Here is a 20,599-nt window from a genome sequence, read left to right on the forward strand (position 1 = left end):
AGATAGCCAACAACCGACAACTAACAACTACTTCCATCTTTTCTGTTTCAACAATCTGTAAATTTCCTCCTGGGCGCGGAATTTAATCTTCGATTCAGTTGTACGGTATTTATTGTCCTGCTTTTTATTTATAATACGCGCTTTGGTATTATCGTTCCATTGAATGTCGATCATTGTCCGCAACATCATTTGTATCGTTTTATTATAAACAGGTGTCGCTACTTCCGAACGATTATCAAAATTCCTTGCCATCCAGTCTGCCGAAGATAAAAAGTATTTTTCATTGTTATTATTGCAAAATATGAACAGGCGGCTGTGCTCAAGGTACTTATCAACAATGCTGATAGCTTCTATATTTTTACTGTACGCTTCTCCGGGAATTAAGCTACACATCCCGCGAATGATCAATTTTATTTTAACGCCCTCCTCACTTGCTTCATATAGCTTTTTAATAATATCACGATCAACCAGGTTGTTCAGTTTTAAAATAATATAAGCAGGCTTCCCGGCCTTCGCGTTTTCAATTTCTTTGTTGATAAGATTATTAATCTTCTTTCGCATAAAGAAGGGGGCTACGAGCAAATGTTTATAAGTTCCCCTTTTAAGATTGTCGGCGTAAAAATTAAAAAGACGGTCCACATCTGCTGTGATGCGCTTGTCAGTTGTAAGTAAGCTATTGTCACAATAAAACCTCGATGTTTGTTCGTTAAAATTTCCTGTACCAATGTGCGCAAATTGAACCGTTTTTCCTCCTTCTTTTCTCGATATTAAAAATAATTTGGAATGAACTTTGAGCCCGGGTACGCCATAAATTACAGTAGCACCTTCTTCTTTCAACTTATCGGCCCAGTGGAGGTTGGCTTCTTCATCAAAACGCGCCTGCAATTCAACCACAACTGTAATTTTTTTTCCGTTTTTAACAGCGTTTATTAATGCATTAACTATACGTGATTGCTTTGCCACACGATATAACGTTATTTTTATTGAAATGACCTTGGGATCAATTGAGGCCTCGCGTAACACATCAATAATATGATGAAAACTTTGGTAAGGATACGACAACAAAACATCCTTTTCACGAATAACATTTAAAAAACTTTTTACACCTGAAAACGCTTCATGATCAAGCGGGTGTGGATTTTTATACTGAAGGTCGGCTGTACCAACATTCGGGAAATGCATAAAATCTTTGAAGTTATGATAGCGGCTGGCCGGGATAAGATTGTCCGTTTTGATCATTTTGATCTTCCTCATTAAAAAGTCAAGCATGTCGTTCGGCATGTCGTTGTCATACGTAAGGCGGACCGGTGCGCCCTTCTTCCTTTTCTTCAGACTCTTTGAAATTTTTTCAACGATACTTTGTGTTACATCATTATCTATATTAAGTTCCGCATCGCGTGTAAGTTTAATGGAATAAGCCTCAACTGATTCATGTTCAAAAATGGCGAACACATCATCAAGGCAAAACCGGATCACGTCGTCCAGCAGGATAATATATTTTTTTTCACCTTGTTTTGGTAAAGTGACAAACCGGGATAATACTTCCGATGGGATCTCTATTAATGAATACTTGGGTTTTTTATCACTCCGGTTTATTTTCACCAGAAAATAAACGGACTTGTCCCGGAGGTAAGGGAAGCTGGGTGAACTATCGACCATAATGGGAACGAGAGCAGGCATTACTTCATCATGAAAATACTGTCGGACAAATTTGCCATGTTCTTCGTTCAGCATGCGTTCATTTAAAATATAAATACTTTGTTTACCGAGTTCATGAAGCAGTTCTTCATAAATACCCTCAAATTTATTGGCCTGACCGATCACCGTTCTTTGAATTTTACCTAACAGCACCCGTACCCTGAAAAACTCGTCGCGATTGTTAGAGAAAATTCCCATGAATTTTATTCGTTCAATAAGGGGAACGGTTTTATCTTCTGCCTCCTGCAACACCCGCTCATTAAATGATAGCCAGCTCAATTCGCGGTTTAATAATTCTACATGTTTGACGCTCATAATAATTATAATAATTTAATGCAGCATGTGGTTCTTCGGGAAGTCAAACCACTTAAAACGGGCTGTTTCAGCTGCTTTCCAACTGGTCGAATCAAATTCAAGGCACACGATCCCGCAAGTGGGGATGTTATCAATGCCGCGGCCCGACAAAATATTGGCTACTTTGGTAATAGTTGGATTGTGTGAAAATAGATATACACTTTTAAATTTATCTTCAATTCCGGCCAGAAGCGTTATAAAATTTTCGGGACTTGTTTCATATAACCCTTTATTGATAGTGATTTTATTCTCCGGGAAATTAAAATTCCTGGAAAAAATAAGTGCGGTGTTCACAGCCCGGATAGCCGGGCTTGAAATGATCGCATCCGGCAATTGTTTTTTTTCGGCCAGTTGTTTGCTCATATAATGCGCGTCACGATAACCTCTTTCGTTTAGCGGCCGGTCAATATCCGGTAATCCATCATAACTCCAATCGGATTTAGCGTGGCGAACCAGGAATAGATGCTTCATAGTTTAATTTTGAAGTAATATGTTTTTAACGCAGGCATAATGTACTGTTCCTACTATTGTGTAACCAAAAATAATGTATTATGATCGCACATTCAATTCAAATTTCGGAATTATTGCCGGATTCCTTTGTTAAAATTATTTTAAATACCGGTAAACATAAATATGGGTATATTCAAAATCCGGCGCCTTCAGATAGTCAGGTACTGCTCTTTCGCGTCCCGATTTGACGGAAAATTTTAATGAAATGTCGTTCGAGATAATCGATTCAGAAACGGTTGTTTCGATCGACTCATTAATGAAATGATCCCGGAAGATCACAATACATCAGCCAAGTGCTTGCTGTTTGTATTTTCTACAATTGACAGTTGCTGTGAGATCCACTGTACTGCCTGAGTTTCGGAGTTAAATAACCTGTAAGGATACCGGGGTTTGTTTCTTTTTAAGTTAAAATACAAGGTTGCTAAAATACGTTGATGCAGAGCTTTTATAACTATTGCCAATGCCATTTGATTTCTATATACGTCGAAATCAAACATTTCCATTTCTCTTGCTTCTTTTGTTATTCCCCCATAAATTCCCGGAATTACAAGTAAGGCATAAGGGTCCGATCCGTTGTTTGTTAATCTGGCACAGGCATCATGAATGTCTAATTGATCGGCAACATCAACTTCATATTCGTCTTTTTTAAAACGTATCTCAATTATTCCGTCTTCTCTCTTGCTTACAATTGCAAGGGTCGTTTCAACCGATGAAACATCGGTTTTGGTGTGCAAGACATTTTCAGTGGATTGAGACATATTAATTAATAATAATTCCTACGGATCATTAAACTCTAAGCAATTAGAGTAAAACAAATTTAAAAAACTTGCGATAACTCTGCAAATCAATGGCTTACTATTTAGCTGCGTAGTATGTAAGAGTAAGCTAAATATGGTCCATCATGGGTGAAACTAAGATCAATTTTATTAATGGATTTATGGTTAATTTGCACACAAGGAGGTCTGCCTTCATCATTTGAAATACTGATTTCAGACATTTCAATCCTTTGGGTTTGAGCAATATGTTTTTTTGCTGATTCTCTTATCGTATGTGATTGTTGTTCGGGTTTGGTTGCTGTGGTTTTTTCAATATTCCATTTTACATGCTTTAAATAGGAAAATTCGGAGGACGCATGACTATAAATAAAATTCCTTGTCACTAACGTTTTTGCGAATAGTTTAAAACCTAAAGCAGATATTGAACTATCCAGAAATTTAACGCCGGAGCTATTTTCCCTATTTATCATTTTACTTTTGAGCAATGCGCTGCTGAGCTGCACTTTATATGATAAAGGCACATATGATCTTATTCCGGTTGATCTGTTGACCACTTTATACGCGCTTTCTTTTATTGACCATAGTACCCAAATCATGTGATCGGGCATATCTGATGCAGAAATTAATTGCTGTTCAGAAGGCGTGAAGAGTTTATCCAGAAAGCGTTTCTGCCCGGACCTGTTTAAATTCCGTCCGTCTTCCATATCAACTATATCATTGCCCAGCATCAGTTCACAGGTAAAATTTCCGGTTATTTACTCTCCCATTTTTTGAAGATGAGGCAGCTGTTCACGTCTCCAAATCCAAAACTTGCTTTCGCGATTATTTTTAAGTTGTTCATTTTTATTTCTTTTCTTACAACTTTTTCTTCGGCTATTAATTTGAGTATTTCAGGATGCACATCTTCGCAATTTATTGATGGATGCAAAAATCCCTTATGTAATTGCAGTACAGCTGCAATACTTTCTATTGCACCCGCAGCTCCCAGGCAATGCCCGATCATTGATTTTGCAGAGTTGACATAAGGAAAATCTTTCCCTTTCCTGTTCAAGGCTTCGGTCCAGTTTTTTATTTCAACCGGATCGGCCATCGTGGAAGTCAGATGACCACTAATGGCATCAATATCTTCCGGTTTGATACCCGATAACTCAACTGCCGACCTGATACATCGCTGTACCCCGTTCGAATTAGGGGCTGTCATTGTTCCACCCTGACGCTGGCCCCCGCAATTTACAGATCCGCCTAACACTTCAGCATAGATCCGCTGCTTTCTTTGTAAAGCCGATTCCAGACTTTCCAACATTAACAACCCGGCGCCTGCACCGGGCACAAATCCAGCAGCAGAAGCGCTCATTGGCCTGGAGGCCGATTCCGGATTAGCATTGGAAACCCTGTTCAGCACTCTCATTGAATCAAACCCGGCCCATAAATAAGTGGAATTTCCTTCGCAGCCTCCCGCCAGCATTCGTTTAGCATGACCCGCTTTTATTCTTTCATATGCATCAATAATCGCTTCTGTTCCTGTACTGCAGGCGCTTGAATTTGTGGTAACCTGGTTGCCCAATGCCAACAGTCCGCCGAGGTATGCACTGGGGCCGCTATTCATACATTGTTCTACCATTGTACTTCCCAGCCTTTTTGTATTCCCATTGTTGATCATTGGCACCGCCGTTTCTCCCAGTATATCCGCTCCCGCCAGGCCGGCTCCCAATACGACCCCGGTATCCCAATCAGGTTCTGCCAGCTCTTCAGGCATTTTCAATCCTGCATCAAGCCATGCTTCATGGCCGGCAATGCATCCGAATAATATACTTGCGCTGAATGATTTAAATAATTCCTTCGGAAAATAGTGTTGTTGCAGCTCTTCACTAACTTCAGGAACACCTCCGATACAAGCGGCAAACCGGAATGCCTCCAGTTCAGGCAAATATTTAATCCCGGAGGTGCCTTTTCGGATAGCCTGCTCAAAGGCACCGATCCCCATTCCATTAGGAGATACAACACCCATGCCGGTAACAACCACTCTGTGTTTAGTATCATTCATGCCTTCACGTACTGACCTGTTAAAATACCGCTGCACAGCAACTCTCCGTTTTCGTTGCGCATCTCTACATTGCTTTTAATATTACCAAGCCGGTAATGCACCAGTTTCCCTTCCACTATTACCCGATCACCCGGCAATACTACTTTTACAAACTCCACCTCTGCTCTTGTAAACAAGATCGCCTTTTTTTTTACTTCTTCCAATGATGTTTTTAAACTTTCCAGGTAGATACCTAATGAAATCAGGCCGATCTGTGCCATAGTTTCTGTAAGGATCACTCCGGGAGTAATGGGATTATTTTTGAAATGTCCTTGGTAAAAATATTCATCTTTTTTAAACCGATAAGCGCCTTTTGCATGATGCTCATCCAATTCCAACAGCTCATCAATAAACCGGAATGGAAAAGTTTGGGGAATAACTTCGAGGATGATTTTAAGGTGGGAATCAGAAAGCATTTTGGGGTTATTCATTCCGCAGATGTTTAAAAAATTTTCGGACAGTATTATTTTGTATGATGCCTGCTCTACTCTCCATTCATCAATCCGCCCGCAATTTGTTCACCTCCATCCGCCCGTATAATCGCACCATTTATCCAGGATGATTCATCCATACATAGTAAATAAATCACTCCCGCCACATCTTCGGGAGTTGTTAAACGCTTAAACGGATTCCTTGACCTGGCAAAGGCCGCTACTTTTTTACTCCCGGGAACCATACGCAGCGCAGGTGTGTCAGTTACTCCTGCCTGAATAATATTAGTACGTATACCATAAGGAGCGAATTCAACTGCCATGGAGCGGCAAAGATTTTCCAATACTCCTTTTGCCATCGATACCGCCGCGTAACCTTTCCAGGCGACAGAGCTGCCCTCGCTTGTTAAGCCAATGATGCGGGCATCCCCTGTAAAATATTTTTTATCAAATAATACTTTGGTCCAAATCGCTAAACTTGTCCCCATCGAAAAAATGGTTCTGGCAAAATCTTCCTCTTCCAGTAAAGCGGTATCGGTTTCTTTGCCATTCTCAGAATGAATCAATGGTTTTAAATTTCCATAAGCAATACTGTGTAATAGCAATCGTATTTTTCCGTTTCCGGCTAATACGTCGGCTAGTTGCGAAAGTATTTCCGTTCTCCCGCTTTCTGTTAAAGCATCGTTGTTGAGTGCGACAAAGCTAACTCCTGTTGATCTTATTTTTTCAAACTCTCCTTCGATATCATTCATCGAACCCCTTCTGTCCTTATGTACAATAAAAATATTCATTCCCTGTTCCGCTAATTTTTTAGCTGCAGCCAACCCAAAGCCGCTGGATCCGCCCAATATCAATGCCCAGTATTTTTTTTCTGAAAATGAACCCATATAGAAATTGGAAATGTCGGAAAGAAAGATCAACCCATTCGACCGGATGTGTGATTATTTCTTGCCGTCGTTTTTAAGAGCTAATTTATCACTTATTACATTTATTGCATCTTCAACGGTAATGATCTTTGCGGCAGAAGGATCGTCAATGGCTATTTCAAAAGCATCTTCAATATCAAGTAAAATATCTACAAATCGCGCCGAATTTATTTTCAGATCTTTAATAATATCTGTTTGTCCGGTAAGTGACGCTAAAACAGTTTCATCTTTAACATAAGGACGTATCACTTCCAATACCTTGGCCTGGATAGTGGTTTTGTCTGCTTTGTTTGTTTCTGCCATAATACATACTAATTTTTATCAGTGCTCCCGGCGGGAGTCGAACCCACAACCTTAGGCTCCGGAGGCCTACACTCTATCCAGTTGAGCTACGGAAGCTAAATAGCTAATGTTTAAAAAAAGCTGAGACATAATATCACCTGCTGATACTGCATAAAAGTTCCAGGTTTCAGGTTTCAGGTTCAAAAAACCTGAAACCTGGAACCATTTTATTTAACCAACTCCTTCAACTCAATCTCATCCTGCACGATAAACGAACTTGGAAAATCAGGAGAAATCTCTTTTAAAAATTTGAACGCTTCTGTCCTTGTTCTGAAATCACCTACGCGGATTTTAAAGTTGGGCTGCTCATATTTTTCGTAGGCCATAGCCGAATTAAATGCCTGCAGGAATTTTGCTTTTATTTCTTTAGCCTTTTCGCGGTCCGAACCAAAATGTATCTGAACCCGGTATCCTTTTACTTTGGCATCCTTTTTTTCATTGATCAGCAGTTTTTTGTTCATCAGTTCAGCTATGCGGTTATCCTGAATATATTCCACTTTGCCGCTATCCACTTTTGCCGTTTGACCCTGAATCCCTTTCAATAAAAAAAAGCTTAGGTATACAGCCGCAAGAAAAATCCTGTAATATTTTCTAATCATAGATCTGCGCAAAGTTAGAATTTATATGCCAAACGCACATATTTTATTCAACGCTGGATGCACTTTTATCGATAAACCATCAAAAAAGCATGACCAAGACTGTTATGCCACTACTAAATTGTTAATATCTAAAAACCAATTGATTACACGTTATTTAGAATCAATATAAATTGCATTTTTTTTAACAAATTTTAACTTTTGAAAGGGTGTAGCAGTTAAATTTGCCACAAGTTGAAAAGCATCATTACATTTTATTAATAAATTGTTAATGCGTATGGCTACTACTCCCTCCCGGAAAATCAAAACATTTTTACTTACAATTACCTTCTTACTTTCATTTTTGATTCTCTCTGTTTCCTCTGTTTTCGGAGCTGATGCGGCCAAACTATTCAAACAAAATTGTGCAGTATGCCACCGCCTTGATGCCACAAAACTCACAGGCCCGGGCCTTGCGGGTATCGCAACACGCGTTCCTTCCGAAAAATGGCTATTCGACTGGGTAAAAAACAATGAAAAATTAAAAAAGAGTGGCGATGCATATGCCACAAAAATAACTGCGGAATATGGCGGAGCTTCCATGAATGTAATGGAGGGAGTTTTGAGTGATGATGAGATTAAATCGGTAATTGAGTATATCAAAAATCCTCCTGTGGAAACCCCCGCTGCAGGTGTTGCCGCTACTTCAACTGAAGGCCCTGCGGTCGAAAGCAACCCGATAAACACCCTTTTGGTACTTGGTGGAATAATCGCATTGCTTTTGATCCTTGCCATAGTGCTTCGCAGTACAAAGTACAACCTGTTAAATGTAATTGCACAAAAGAAGAATCAACCTGAAGTTTCTGATAGCGGCTGGTGGGGAGAGACTAAGATATGGATGAATCAGCACAAGCGTACAGTGGCTTTGGGTATAATTATATTGTTGCTTGCACTTTCAAAAATGGCCTGGGACGGTATGATGAACATTGGTGTTTTTACCGGTTACAAGCCCGAACAGCCGATCAAATTCTCTCATAAAATTCATGCCGGCGATAATGCGATCAATTGTCAGTACTGCCACTCTTCTGTGGAGAAGAGTCGTCACGCAGGGATCCCTTCACCAAACGTTTGTATGAACTGTCATAAAGGAATTGATAAAGGTCCGATCACAGGTACAGCCGAAATTGCCAAGATATATGAAGCCATTGGGTGGGATCCTGCTACGCAGAAGTATGATAAAGCGCCCAAAGGTATTAAATGGGTAAAAGTTCACAATCTCCAGGATTTTGTTTTCTTCAGTCACCAGCAGCACGTTAAAGTTGGTAAGCTCGATTGCAGCAATTGCCATGGTGATGTAAAAACAATGACGGTTGCCGAACAGGTACAGCCACTCACAATGGGCTGGTGTGTTGATTGTCACCGCAAAACTGAAGTGGCCGGCATGAAAGACAATCCATACTATGAAGAATTACACAAAAAATTAGCTGAAAAATACAAAGGACAAAAAATTACGGTCGACAAAATGGGCGGTATTGAATGCGCCAAATGTCACTATTGATAAAAAGTTACTGCGTACGCAAGTACATGTAACAAATAACGTATAATAATAATCTATGGGTAAAGTAACAAAATACTGGAGAGGATTGGAGGAATTGGCCAACAATCCTGAATTTGTTAAGCACCAGCAAAACGAATTTCCTGAAGAAGTTCCGGTTGAACAGTTTTTAGGAAATAATTCGCTCGAAAACACTTCTACTTCCCGCAGGGATTTTCTTAAATTTTTAGGATTCAGTGTTACTGCTGCGTCATTAGCTGCCTGCGAAACGCCTGTTAACAAAGCCATTCCTTATACTATAAAACCCGAGGAGATTACTCCGGGTGTTGCCAACTGGTATGCTTCCACTTATTTTGACGGACAGGATTATGCCGGCATTCTTGTTAAAACCCGTGAAGGTCGCCCTATTAAAATAGAAGGTAACGAAATGTCACCTGTAACGATGGGTGCCACGAATGCGCGTGTACAGGCTTCCGTTCTTTCACTATATGATTCATCGCGTCTTACAGGTCCATTAACTAAAGGATCACCTTCCACGTGGTCCTCTATAGATAAGGATATCGTTCAGAAATTAAACACAATAGCAAGTACCGGTGGCAATATTCGTATACTTAGTTCAACTATCATCAGTCCTTCAACAAAGCAGGCTATCGCTGACTTTACGGCTAAGTATCCTACAACAAAGCATGTTACATATGACGCCGTTTCATGCAGCGCTATTATAAAAGCCAATACACATAGTTTTGAACGTCCCGCTGTTCCTTCCTATTTCTTTGACAAAGCGAATATGATAGTAAGTATAGCCGCCGACTTTTTAGGTAACTGGCTATCCCCTATAGAATTTGCGAAACAATATTCCAAAGGCCGGAAGTTGAGTAAAGAGAAAGCTGAAATGTCAAAACATATTCAGTTTGAAGCCAATCTTTCATTGACCGGCGCTAATGCGGATGAGCGTTATCCTGTTAAACCATCTCAATTGGGTTCAGTTGCTACCTCTTTATATAATGCAGTTGCCGCTATGGCCGGGGTTCCGGCGCTTGAATCATCAAAACTTCCCATTGATGAATCCATTAAAAAGGTTGCAAAGCAACTTTGGGCTAATAAAAAGAAATCGTTGGTAGTATGCGGGATTAATGATGTTGCCATTCAAATGGTGGTGAATGGAATAAATACAATGCTTGACAGTTATGAAAATACTGTTGACCTGCGTACTCCAATGCTTGTTCGTCAGGGTGATGATGAAGCTTTTGTTGAATTAGTGAATGAAATGCAAAATGGGAAAGTTGCGGCACTAATTACTTACAATACCAATCCTGCCTATACTACACCAGGTTCGCTGCATTTTAATGAAGCGTATAAAAAAACAGGATTACGTATTTCCCTTGCCGACAGGGCTGATGAAACAGCTGAAATGGCAGACTACATTTGTCCCGATCACCATTACCTTGAATCGTGGAATGATGCCAATCCTAAAGTTGGTCAATATAGTTTATCACAGCCAACCATTGCTCCCATTTTTTCCAAAGCCACCAGTCATGAAGGAACACGTGCAGCCCAGGAAAGTTTATTGAGATGGGCAGGCATAACTACTGATTATCATTCATACATTCAAAAATATTGGGAAACCAATCTGTTCCCACACCAAACCAAAGAAACAAACTTCCGTACTTTCTGGAATACAAGTTTGCAAAACGGAGTGTTTGAATTAGGCTCAACAGGAGTTGTTGAAATAAAAAAAGATGCAAAAGCGGAGGAGCCTAAAGCTGCCCGCACAGAAAACAGCAAAAAAGAGGAGTCTAAAAATCCGGAAGAGGCCACAGCTGTGGTACGTATGGATTTGGCTATGGCCGCTGCCCGTATCAACAAATATAATTCGAAAGAAGGAAAACTGGAATTGATGTTGTATGAAAAAATATCAATCGGCAATGGCAACCAGGCCAACAATCCCTGGTTACAGGAGTTGCCCGATCCGATCTCTAAAGTAACATGGGACAATTATGTTACCATGTCACCGATAGACATGAAGGAAAAAGGATACAGATTGCAGCAACGTCAGGATCGTGAGGCCAGTATTGTAAATGTAACTCTCGGTAATGCCACCATCACATTGCCGGTATATCCTCAACCCGGACAAGCTCAGGGTACTATCGGCATTGCGCTTGGCTATGGCCGTACTAAAGCAGGTATGCTGAGTGCGAAGTCGGGAGTGGTTGGCCAGAACGTTTACCCGTTTGTACAATTGGTAGATGGAGCAATGCATTACAGTGTTTCCGGGGTTCAGCTTTCGGAAGAGGTTGGAACCACTGAACTTGCAGCTACTCAGGTTCACCATACCATCATGGGCCGGAACCTTATTCGTGAAACTACTTTAGAAGAATATAAAAAGAATCCGGGATCTGGAAATGAAGAGGAAAAATTGGTAACACATGCAGGTAAAAAGGACCCTGTTGAAGTTACATTGTGGGATGAGTTTGACCGCCCTGGTCACAAATGGGGAATGCTGATCGATCTGGGCTCGTGTATAGGTTGCGGATCCTGCGTTGTAAGTTGCACCGCCGAAAATAACGTTGCGGTTGTTGGTAAGGATCAGGTTAGACGCACCCGTGAAATGCACTGGCTGCGTATTGACAGGTATTATCAATCAGACATGACAAAGGAACGCGCCGAAGAAGAGCACCTGGGTTCTGTTGATATGTACCTTGAAATGGAAAATCCAAGTGCGGAAAATCCCAGGGTTATTTTTCAGCCTGTTATGTGTCAACACTGTAATCATGCACCTTGTGAAACAGTTTGCCCCGTGCTTGCTACAAACCATAGTTCAGAAGGCATGAACCAGATGACCTACAACCGGTGTGTAGGGACAAGGTATTGCGCGAATAACTGTCCATTCAAAGTGAGGCGATTCAATTGGTATAATTACAATGAAAATGCAGATTTTGCCGGATTGAATCCGGCGCAGGATGATTTGGGCCGCATGGTGTTGAATCCTGATGTGGTAGTTCGTTCACGCGGTGTTATGGAAAAGTGTTCTCTATGTGTGCAGCGTGTACAGGCCGGCAAATTGGATGCAAAAAAGGCAATGCAAAAATTGCAGGATGGAGCCATTAAAACGGCTTGTCAGCAAAGCTGTCCGACTGAAGCCATTGTATTTGGTGATGTGAATGATGAGAGCAGCAGGATATCGGCATTGCGTAAAGATGAAAGGAATTATTATATGCTTCATGAACTGGATATAAAACCAAACGTTTCGTATCTGGTTAAAGTCAGGAATACAGAATTAGCTGAAGGAGTTGGTCATGAAGGAGGAGGAGAACATAAAGAAGAAAAAAAGGAAGTGGAGAAAGAGGAAAAGAAAGAAGGATAAAATTTCAGGAACAGTAATTAGAAAATTTAATAATACAATATGCATCAGGAATCAGAAATTCGTGAGCCGTTAATTATCGGCAATAAATCGTATAAGGACATTACCGATGACATTATTCGTCCTATTCAGGGCAAAGCCAACAAATATTGGTGGATTGTTTTTACCCTGGCTGCAACAACCTTTACCTGGGGCATATGCTGTTTGGCTTATACTATTGGTACAGGTATTGGTGTATGGGGCTCCAACAACGGTGTTGACTGGGCCTGGGATATCACAAACTTTGTATGGTGGATCGGTATTGGTCATGCCGGAACACTTATTTCTGCGGTACTTTTATTATTCCGTCAAAAATGGCGTATGGCCATCAACCGCTCGGCTGAAGCGATGACAATATTCGCTGTTATGTGTGCGGCTATTTTTGTTACCCTTCACACCGGTCGTCCATGGCTTGACTATTGGCTGTTTCCGCTTCCGAATCAATTCGGTTCGCTTTGGATCAATTTTAACTCCCCGCTTGTTTGGGACGTGTTTGCCGTATCAACTTATTTCTCGGTATCACTTGTATTCTGGTACACAGGCTTGATTCCTGATTTTGCTACGATCCGCGATAGAATGACAAAGCCGCTTGCAAAAAAAATATACAGTATTCTGAGTTTCGGCTGGAGTGGCCGTGCAAAGGATTGGACACGTTTTGAAGAAGTATCATTAGTGCTGGCCGGGTTGTCAACTCCACTTGTATTTTCCGTTCACTCAATAGTATCTACAGACTTTGCTACTGCGGTATTACCGGGCTGGCACACCACAATTTTCCCTCCTTATTTTGTTGCAGGGGCTGTGTTTTCCGGGTTTGCAATGGTACTAACACTCATTTTAATTATGCGCAAAGTGTTTAGCCTGGAGAGTTACATCAATATAAAGCACATTGAATATATGAATATCGTTATTATCATAACCGGTTCTATAGTTGGTGTAGCGTACTTAACAGAATTGTTTATGTCGTGGTATTCAGGAGTGGAATATGAGCAATACGCTTTCCTGAATCGTGCTACAGGTCCGTATTGGTGGGCATATTGGAGTATGATGACCTGTAATGTTATTTCGCCGCAGTTGTTCTGGTTTAAAAAAATACGGACTAGTTTGATCGCGACCTTCATCCTTTCAATTGTTGTTAATATTGGTATGTGGTTTGAGCGGTTTGTAATTATTGTTCCAACACTTTGTCGTACGTTCACTCCTTCAACCTGGAATATGTACCATCCTACTTTTATTGACATTGGTATTTTTGTAGGAACGATCGGAATGTTCTTTACATTTTTCCTGTTGTTTGCCCGCTTTTTTCCTGTAATAGCTCAAAGTGAGTTGAAGTCAATTTTGAAAAGTTCGGGTTCGGAGTGGAAGAAGAAAGGTCATTAATTTTTTAAAGAGTTAATCAGAAGCAGCATAAACCACTGTTTACAAAATAAAAAATATGAGCAAAGTAACTCTACATGGTATTTATGATGATGGCGATCAGTTAAAAAACGGTGCACAAAAAATTGTAGCGTTGGGCATTCGTGTGAAAGAAGTTTTTTCGCCGTTTCCTATTCATGGTATTGATCCGGTTATTGGTGTAGAACGTACCCGTTTAGCAATTTGTTCATTTATTTATGGTATTACTGGGGCCGGCTTAGCCACATTAATGATGTGGTACATGATGATATCCGACTGGCCAACAGAAGTCGGGGGTAAACCAAACTTCACCTATCTGATGAATATGCCGGCGTTCATTCCTATTACATTTGAAAGTACTGTGTTATGTGCTGCGCATGGAATGGCCATTACCTTTTATTTAAGAAGTTGGATCCTTCCCGGGGTAAGTGCTAAAAATCCGGATCCGCGTACCACAGACGATAAATTTTTGATGTTGCTGGAAGTGGATCCGGCGGATCTTTCTAAAGTAGAAGCGGTTTTGAGAGAAACAGGGGCTTCAGAAGTAAATAGAAAGTAAGAAGTAAAACAGGCAGAAGAAAATGATTATTAAATCAACAAATATGATCAGAAAGTTTTTTTCAGGGATGCTGATTCTTGGCTCTTTCGTTGGTATTCTAAGTTCATGTGGTAAGAAAGACGCTAACAGCCCGGGAGTTGAGTTTATGCCCGACATGTATCGTTCTCCGTCAGTTGAGGTTTATAATACAAATCCAATGTACGCGGATAGTATGGGAAATCGTCTTCCGGTTGCCGGGACGGTTCCAAGAGGTTTCATGCCTTATCCTTATGGGAATGATACCGCAGGGTATGCCACCGCGGGCAGGGAATTGAAAAATCCGATCGCTTTAACCACCGGAGTATTACAGGACGGAGAAGAATTGTATGGTAAATTTTGTGTTCATTGTCATGGTGCCCAGGGTGGCGGCGATGGACTTGTTGCTGCAAAGCTTCCCGGCGCACCTCCCGCTTTCGCAGGCGCACTTAAAAATTTACCGGAAGGGAAAATATTTCATACAATAACTTATGGTAAAGGATTGATGGGGTCTCATTCGTCGCAATTAAGCCAGGAAGAGCGCTGGAAATTAGTGCATTATGTGCAAAAGCTGCAGCATGCCAATGATGTGCCCGCAGCTGATTCTGTAAAGACGGCTATGGCGAAACCGGCCGAAGGAGAGCAAAAAAAATAGTTCAAAAATATATAGGCGAAATGCGTAGCATTCACGAACTCAAAAAAATTAATAATTAAAGAGCTAGGTAATTATGAATCAAACATTCACATTTACAGATAAAGCCAAACGCTTTTGCTACATATTAATGGGCATCGGCATCATCGGTTTAATTTGGGGATATGCAAGTGATGGCAATGTTCCTGAGGATATGGCCGGGCATTATCATCATAATCGTTTTTGGGGAAATCTGCTTCTCAATACATTCTTTTTCATGGGAATTGGTTTGGCGGCTACTTTCTTTTTGGCTCTTCAGTATGCTGCAGAGGCCGGATGGGCCACCACAGTAAAGCGTGTTATTGAAGCGGTGACCTGTTATTTACCTGTTGGTGCTGGCTTGATGTTACTCATGCTGGTGTTGGGTGCACTTGGTATTCATCATATTTACGAGTGGATGGATCAGGATGTATACAATGAAAGCTCTCCGTTGTTCGATGAAGGAATGTTGCATAAGCGTGGCTACTTAAATCTGCCTTTCTTTTTTGCCCGTACATTAGCTTATCTCCTGGTATGGAGTGGTTTTCAAAAATTGTTCCGCAAGCGCTCACTGGCAACAGATATCAACGGAGACAATGATCATATCCTGCATTTTAAGAACAGGAAAAGCGCTGCAATATTTTTAGTGTTCTTTGGGGTAACCTCATCTACTTCTTCCTGGGATTGGTTAATGTCGATCGATGTACATTGGTTCAGTACTATGTTTGGCTGGTATACTTTTTCCGGGACATGGATAAGTTCAATTGTTTGCATTACTTTGCTTGTTTTGTGGCTGCGTAAAAACGGATATCTACAGGAGGTTCAGGAGAGCACTATTCACGATCTTGGGAAATGGATGTTTGCTGTAAGTTTTTTATGGAGCTATTTGTGGTTCATGCAGTTCATGCTTATTTGGTACACCAATCTTCCGGAAGAAGTAAGTTATTATTTTGACCGCCTTCATATGTACGGCTACCGCTGGCCTATGTGGATCATGTTCATTATTAACTTCACATTCCCCATGATCATGTTAATGTCGCGTGATTCCAAGCGCAATTCAGGGTTCTTAACAATTGTAGGGTTATGTATTTTATTTGGTCACTGGATGGATCTTTATGTAGTTATAATGCCTGCCACTGTTCATCAATACTGGCATATAGGCATAACTGAAATAACTATAGGTTTGGGATTTTTGGGATTGTTCCTTTACATTGTTTTACGCAACCTTGCTAAAGAACCATTAATGGTGAAAAATCACCCTTACCTGGAAGAAAGCAAACACTTGCATATATAACCCCCTGGTTTCCCCAAATGGGGAGCGAAGAACTGGATAGAAGAAAGTAATTAATTAAAAAATACACGTATGATTAAGTTATTAGTTTACGTAGCAATTGTTCTCCTGATTATTACCATAGCTCAGTTGGTGCGGGTCTTTGAACTGGCAGCCGAATTGAAGGGGTCTAAAAACAATGAGGTTACTTATAAGGACCATCGCAATCAGGGGCGTATGATGTTTGGGTTTTTATTTCTGTTCATGGCCTTTTGTCTGTGGCAATGTGTAAAATACAAAGATAGTATCTTGCCTGAGTCGGCCTCGGTTCATGGTGTTGATCTCGACTGGCTCATGTGGTTCAATATGTCGTTCATCGGTATTGTATTTGTGATACTTAATATTTTGTTGTTCTATTTTACATACAAGTACTACAGTCGTCCCGATCAGCAAGCAACTTATTATCCGCACAATAACAAACTGGAGTTGATATGGACTATAGTTCCCGCAGCCGCATTGGCTGTGATCATTATTTTGGGTATAAAAATGTGGAATACCATAACAGAGCCTGCTGCAAACGATGCAATTATCATCGAACTGTATGCCAAGCAATTCGACTGGTCGGCCCGCTATGCAGGCAAGGATAATCAACTCGGCCATTCCAGTTATAAGAATATCGGAGGTGCAAATGCGCTTGGGATGGATACATTAGATGCCAAAGGAATGGATGATATTATTGTTCGGAACGAGTTGCATATTCCACTCGGTAAACAGGTGGAGTTTAAAATCAATTCACGTGATGTTATACACAGTGCTTTTATGCCTCATTTCAGGATACAGATGAACGCGGTGCCCGGAATGGTCACTTCAATGCATATGACACCATCCATCACAACCGAAGAGATGCGAAAACGCCCTGAGGTAATCGATCAGATGAAAAGGATTAACAATCTGCGTGCGAAGAACGGGCTTGATCCTTATGAATTCAATTACATTTTACTGTGTAATAAAATTTGCGGTGCGTCACATTACAATATGCAAATGAATGTTGTAGTTGATACGCCTGATCAGTACGAAATTTGGTTGGCTAAACAAAAACCGTTTTTGGCGAAAAATTAATTCGTCCTTTTTCTTCCTCAAAGGGAGAAATGATTGTAAATGGCAGGTTAAAATTGAAAATTAAAATAATAAAGTATGTCACACGATAATCACGGACACAGTGCTCATGCTCACGAACACAGTCATGAGCATCATCACGAAGAATCGTTCCTAACAAAATATGTTTTCAGCATGGACCATAAGGTCATCGCGCGTCAGTTTTTGATAACGGCTGTTATTATGGCGCTGGTGGGCATGGTTATGTCAACATTGTTTCGTTTGCAGCTTGCCTGGCCCGGACAAAAGTTCTGGTTAGTGGAGTTTTTATTAGGCGACAAGTGGGGTAAGGATGGCATTTTAGATCCTAATATGTACCTGGCTCTTGTTACAATTCACGGTACCATCATGGTGTTTTTCCTGCTTACAGGAGGGTTAAGTGGCACGTTCGCCAATTTACTTATTCCTTACCAGGTTGGGGCGCGTGATATGGCTTCCGGGTTTTTGAATATGCTTTCGTTTTGGTTCTTTTTGGCATCTAGTGTAATAATGTTATTGTCGCTTTTTGTTGAAGGTGGACCTGCATCTGCCGGATGGACGGTTTATCCTCCGTTAAGCGCACTGCCTCAGGCCATTCCGGGCTCAGGCTTAGGGATGACCCTTTGGTTGTTGAGTATGACAATATTTGTTGTTTCAGCTCTTTTAGGAGGCTTGAATTATATAATAACTGTATTTAACATGCGTACCAAAGGGATGTCGATGACCCGTTTGCCTCTCACGATATGGGCTTTCCTTATTACCGCTATTCTTGGTGTCCTCTCCTTTCCGGTTCTTGTATCGGCTGTAGTTTTATTGTTGATGGATAGAACATTTGGTACAAGTTTCTACCTGTCGGATATATATATTGGCGGACAGGCCCTTGAACAGAGCGGAGGCAGTCCGATCCTATACCAGCACTTGTTCTGGTTCCTTGGTCACCCTGAAGTATACATTGTGTTATTACCCGCTCTTGGCATTGCTTCTGAGGTTATAGCCACCAACGCACGCAAACCTATCTTTGGGTACCGTGCGATGATCGGCTCCATGCTGGCCATCGGATTTTTATCGTTTATCGTTTGGGGGCATCACATGTTCATTACTGGGATGAATCCTTTCCTGGGTTCTGTATTCGTATTCACCACATTGTTGATCGCTATACCGTCAGCAGTTAAGGCGTTCAATTATATTACAACGTTATGGAAGGGCAATCTTAAATTAACGCCTGCCATGTTATTTGCTATCGGTTTGGTATCAACCTTTGTTACAGGCGGCGTTACAGGCATTATACTTGCAGACTCAGCGCTTGATGTTCCTGTACACGACACATACTTTGTTGTAGCCCACTTCCACATTGTAATGGGTCTTTCGGCCGTATTAGGTATGTTCGCAGGGGTTTATCATTGGTTCCCGAAACTTTTCCTTCGCCAGATGAATAAGAAATTAGGATATCTGCATTTTTGGACAACCTTTATTTCGGCGTATGGCGTATTTTTCCCGCAGCACTTTTTAGGCCTTGCAGGTGTTCCCCGTCGTTATTATACCAATACCGATTTCCCGATGTTTGATCACCTGGTTGATATAAATATTCTTGTTTCGATCTTTGCCTTTATTGGAGCCGTGGCGCAGTTCATTTTTGTATTCAACTTTTTCTACAGCATATTCCGGGGACCTAAATCAGAACAAAATCCATGGCATAGTAATTCACTGGAGTGGACCACACCAATGGCGCATACCCACGGTAACTGGCCGGGTGCTTTACCCGTGGTTAAACGTTGGGCATACGATTACAGTAAACCAGGTAAACAATTGGATTATGTTCCGCAAACAGTTCCCCTTGAAGAAGGTGAAGTGGATGGCGGTGCACATTAATTAGTTAAAAGAGCAATTAAATCCCATCACGCTTAAGCGTGATGGGATTTTTATTGTGCAATATGTTTTTCAATACTTTTAGTCCAATCAATATTGGTATAATTTGCACCTTTGCAACATACAACCTGTTTCGCTGATGATAGCCATTAATAGCACACTTGTATCGGAAGATATTTTTGATGAAAAATTTGTTTGCGACCTGGGCGCATGCAAAGGAGAGTGTTGCGTGGCTGGTGTGTCGGGAGCCCCGCTTGAGAAGGAGGAAGTGGAGATATTGGAGACCATACTGCCCAAAGTAAAACCATACATGACAAAGGAAGGCATTGCGGCAGTTGAAAAGCAAGGTGTTTATGTGATAGATGAGGACCGTGACCTGACCACACCGCTGGTAAACGGAGGAGTTTGTGCTTTTGTATATATGGAGAACAAGATCGCGAAATGCGCCATAGAAAAGGCGTATTATGAAGGTAAAGTGAAATTCAAAAAGCCCATCTCGTGCCACTTGTACCCCATTCGTATCACGCAAAAAAAGGGAGTGGAGAGGGTGGAATACCATCGTTGGAACATTTGTACCCCGGCCTGTTCATGCGGAACGAAGTTGAATGTTAGCGTATACAGGTTTTTAAAAGAACCGCTTATCCGCAAATACGATAAGCAATGGTATAAGCAGTTGGAGCTTGCTGCAGAGATAAGGAAGAAGAGTAAATGAGTCTGCCTGTTGATGCTGTCTGAACGGGCAAGGCTAGGTTGCCGCTATTGCTTCCCTGCAATTTGAAACAGTCAGTCAGCCAACAACATGAGAAATGAAACCAGATAAAGCCCGGAAGCAATTCGCGGCTCTCGCCAGGAAGTACAGGACACCAAAACAAGTACAGGCGTTTCTGAGAAAATTTCCTTATAATCATGAAATGGTCATGAGCTAGAATGAAGCACACCAACCGAGGATGAATATTTAACTTCGTGCAAAACATGAAACGTAATGCAAGAAATAAAATTCAAACAGGTTGTAACAACCGGTTGCGGTATAGATGTCCATAAGG

The 20,599-nt window shown here is 41.1% G+C and carries 18 protein-coding genes and 1 tRNA gene; 9 read left to right on the forward strand and 10 right to left on the reverse strand.

The features are described 5' to 3' along the window. Nucleotides 1–27: 27 nt before the first annotated feature. The 10 genes from ppk1 to HYU69_02180 form a co-directional block, all read right to left on the reverse strand. Nucleotides 28–2,013: a polyphosphate kinase 1 gene (gene ppk1, locus HYU69_02135; GenBank protein ID MBI2269137.1), complete on the reverse strand. Its 1,986-nt coding sequence runs from the start codon at nucleotides 2,011–2,013 to the stop codon at nucleotides 28–30. A 15-nt stretch (nucleotides 2,014–2,028) separates the two neighbouring features. After that, nucleotides 2,029–2,523 (reverse strand): histidine phosphatase family protein, encoded by a 495-nt coding sequence (locus tag HYU69_02140; protein MBI2269138.1) that lies wholly within the window; start codon nucleotides 2,521–2,523, stop codon nucleotides 2,029–2,031. Between the two features lie 314 nt (nucleotides 2,524–2,837). Beyond that, complete coding sequence (locus HYU69_02145) at nucleotides 2,838–3,320, reverse strand: hypothetical protein (GenBank protein ID MBI2269139.1); 483 nt, start codon at nucleotides 3,318–3,320, stop codon at nucleotides 2,838–2,840. 101 nt (nucleotides 3,321–3,421) lie between these two features. Then, a complete protein-coding gene (locus HYU69_02150; protein MBI2269140.1) occupies nucleotides 3,422–4,066 on the reverse strand; it encodes a 4'-phosphopantetheinyl transferase superfamily protein in 645 nt (214 codons plus the stop codon). Between the two features lie 23 nt (nucleotides 4,067–4,089). Beyond that, on the reverse strand, nucleotides 4,090–5,382 hold the full coding sequence (locus HYU69_02155; GenBank protein MBI2269141.1) for a beta-ketoacyl-[acyl-carrier-protein] synthase family protein: 1,293 nt from the start codon (nucleotides 5,380–5,382) through the stop codon (nucleotides 4,090–4,092). After that, a complete protein-coding gene (locus HYU69_02160; GenBank protein MBI2269142.1) occupies nucleotides 5,379–5,837 on the reverse strand; it encodes a beta-hydroxyacyl-ACP dehydratase in 459 nt (152 codons plus the stop codon). The genes HYU69_02155 and HYU69_02160 overlap by 4 nt, the downstream gene beginning before the upstream one ends. Before the next feature lie 68 nt (nucleotides 5,838–5,905). Next, nucleotides 5,906–6,739 carry an SDR family oxidoreductase gene (locus tag HYU69_02165; protein ID MBI2269143.1) on the reverse strand — a complete coding sequence of 278 codons (834 nt, stop codon included), beginning with the start codon at nucleotides 6,737–6,739 and terminating at the stop codon, nucleotides 5,906–5,908. A gap of 54 nt (nucleotides 6,740–6,793) precedes the next feature. Then, nucleotides 6,794–7,081 (reverse strand): acyl carrier protein, encoded by a 288-nt coding sequence (locus HYU69_02170; protein ID MBI2269144.1) that lies wholly within the window; start codon nucleotides 7,079–7,081, stop codon nucleotides 6,794–6,796. 22 nt (nucleotides 7,082–7,103) lie between these two features. Then, nucleotides 7,104–7,177 (reverse strand) — tRNA-Arg (locus HYU69_02175). Between the two features lie 110 nt (nucleotides 7,178–7,287). Next, nucleotides 7,288–7,662, reverse strand: a complete 375-nt coding sequence (locus tag HYU69_02180) for an SPOR domain-containing protein (GenBank protein MBI2269145.1) — start codon at nucleotides 7,660–7,662, stop codon at nucleotides 7,288–7,290. Nucleotides 7,663–7,993: 331 nt separating this feature from the next. Here HYU69_02180 and HYU69_02185 point away from each other — a divergent pair, with 331 nt between their 5' ends. From HYU69_02185 to HYU69_02225, 9 genes are all read left to right on the forward strand, one after another. Then, nucleotides 7,994–9,253: a c-type cytochrome gene (locus tag HYU69_02185; GenBank protein ID MBI2269146.1), complete on the forward strand. Its 1,260-nt coding sequence runs from the start codon at nucleotides 7,994–7,996 to the stop codon at nucleotides 9,251–9,253. A 55-nt stretch (nucleotides 9,254–9,308) separates the two neighbouring features. Beyond that, nucleotides 9,309–12,614, forward strand: coding sequence for a TAT-variant-translocated molybdopterin oxidoreductase (locus HYU69_02190; GenBank protein ID MBI2269147.1), 3,306 nt, complete (start codon nucleotides 9,309–9,311; stop codon nucleotides 12,612–12,614). Nucleotides 12,615–12,653: 39 nt separating this feature from the next. Further along, nucleotides 12,654–14,027, forward strand: a complete 1,374-nt coding sequence (gene nrfD, locus HYU69_02195) for a polysulfide reductase NrfD (protein MBI2269148.1) — start codon at nucleotides 12,654–12,656, stop codon at nucleotides 14,025–14,027. 55 nt (nucleotides 14,028–14,082) lie between these two features. Next, nucleotides 14,083–14,601 (forward strand): DUF3341 domain-containing protein, encoded by a 519-nt coding sequence (locus HYU69_02200; GenBank protein MBI2269149.1) that lies wholly within the window; start codon nucleotides 14,083–14,085, stop codon nucleotides 14,599–14,601. 43 nt (nucleotides 14,602–14,644) lie between these two features. Continuing rightward, a complete protein-coding gene (locus HYU69_02205) occupies nucleotides 14,645–15,271 on the forward strand; it encodes a cytochrome c (GenBank protein ID MBI2269150.1) in 627 nt (208 codons plus the stop codon). Nucleotides 15,272–15,461: 190 nt separating this feature from the next. Continuing rightward, nucleotides 15,462–16,580 (forward strand): quinol:cytochrome C oxidoreductase, encoded by a 1,119-nt coding sequence (locus tag HYU69_02210; GenBank protein MBI2269151.1) that lies wholly within the window; start codon nucleotides 15,462–15,464, stop codon nucleotides 16,578–16,580. A gap of 69 nt (nucleotides 16,581–16,649) precedes the next feature. After that, a complete protein-coding gene (locus tag HYU69_02215; GenBank protein ID MBI2269152.1) occupies nucleotides 16,650–17,675 on the forward strand; it encodes a cytochrome c oxidase subunit II in 1,026 nt (341 codons plus the stop codon). A 75-nt stretch (nucleotides 17,676–17,750) separates the two neighbouring features. Next, the gene (locus HYU69_02220) at nucleotides 17,751–19,559 is read left to right on the forward strand and encodes a cbb3-type cytochrome c oxidase subunit I (GenBank protein ID MBI2269153.1); all 1,809 of its coding nucleotides are present in this window, start codon (nucleotides 17,751–17,753) and stop codon (nucleotides 19,557–19,559) included. Between the two features lie 136 nt (nucleotides 19,560–19,695). Next, nucleotides 19,696–20,268: a DUF3109 family protein gene (locus HYU69_02225; protein MBI2269154.1), complete on the forward strand. Its 573-nt coding sequence runs from the start codon at nucleotides 19,696–19,698 to the stop codon at nucleotides 20,266–20,268. The last annotated feature ends 331 nt before the right edge of the window (nucleotides 20,269–20,599 follow it).

The organism is Bacteroidota bacterium (genome assembly GCA_016183775.1).
Taxonomy (GTDB): Bacteria; Bacteroidota; Bacteroidia; order JABDFU01; family JABDFU01; genus JABDFU01.

Excerpts from the sequence above, each read along its gene's own strand:
- ppk1 (MBI2269137.1), bottom strand. The coding sequence starts at position 2,013 with ATGAGCGTCAAACATGTAGAATTATTAAACCGCGAATTGAGCTGGCTA.
- HYU69_02140 (MBI2269138.1), bottom strand. The coding sequence starts at position 2,523 with ATGAAGCATCTATTCCTGGTTCGCCACGCTAAATCCGATTGGAGTTAT.
- HYU69_02145 (MBI2269139.1), bottom strand. The coding sequence starts at position 3,320 with ATGTCTCAATCCACTGAAAATGTCTTGCACACCAAAACCGATGTTTCA.
- HYU69_02150 (MBI2269140.1), bottom strand. The coding sequence starts at position 4,066 with ATGCTGGGCAATGATATAGTTGATATGGAAGACGGACGGAATTTAAAC.
- HYU69_02155 (MBI2269141.1), bottom strand. The coding sequence starts at position 5,382 with ATGAATGATACTAAACACAGAGTGGTTGTTACCGGCATGGGTGTTGTA.
- HYU69_02160 (MBI2269142.1), bottom strand. The coding sequence starts at position 5,837 with ATGCTTTCTGATTCCCACCTTAAAATCATCCTCGAAGTTATTCCCCAA.
- HYU69_02165 (MBI2269143.1), bottom strand. The coding sequence starts at position 6,739 with ATGGGTTCATTTTCAGAAAAAAAATACTGGGCATTGATATTGGGCGGA.
- HYU69_02170 (MBI2269144.1), bottom strand. The coding sequence starts at position 7,081 with ATGGCAGAAACAAACAAAGCAGACAAAACCACTATCCAGGCCAAGGTA.
- HYU69_02185 (MBI2269146.1), top strand. The coding sequence starts at position 7,994 with ATGGCTACTACTCCCTCCCGGAAAATCAAAACATTTTTACTTACAATT.
- HYU69_02190 (MBI2269147.1), top strand. The coding sequence starts at position 9,309 with ATGGGTAAAGTAACAAAATACTGGAGAGGATTGGAGGAATTGGCCAAC.
- nrfD (MBI2269148.1), top strand. The coding sequence starts at position 12,654 with ATGCATCAGGAATCAGAAATTCGTGAGCCGTTAATTATCGGCAATAAA.
- HYU69_02200 (MBI2269149.1), top strand. The coding sequence starts at position 14,083 with ATGAGCAAAGTAACTCTACATGGTATTTATGATGATGGCGATCAGTTA.
- HYU69_02205 (MBI2269150.1), top strand. The coding sequence starts at position 14,645 with ATGATCAGAAAGTTTTTTTCAGGGATGCTGATTCTTGGCTCTTTCGTT.
- HYU69_02210 (MBI2269151.1), top strand. The coding sequence starts at position 15,462 with ATGGCCGGGCATTATCATCATAATCGTTTTTGGGGAAATCTGCTTCTC.
- HYU69_02215 (MBI2269152.1), top strand. The coding sequence starts at position 16,650 with ATGATTAAGTTATTAGTTTACGTAGCAATTGTTCTCCTGATTATTACC.
- HYU69_02220 (MBI2269153.1), top strand. The coding sequence starts at position 17,751 with ATGTCACACGATAATCACGGACACAGTGCTCATGCTCACGAACACAGT.
- HYU69_02225 (MBI2269154.1), top strand. The coding sequence starts at position 19,696 with ATGATAGCCATTAATAGCACACTTGTATCGGAAGATATTTTTGATGAA.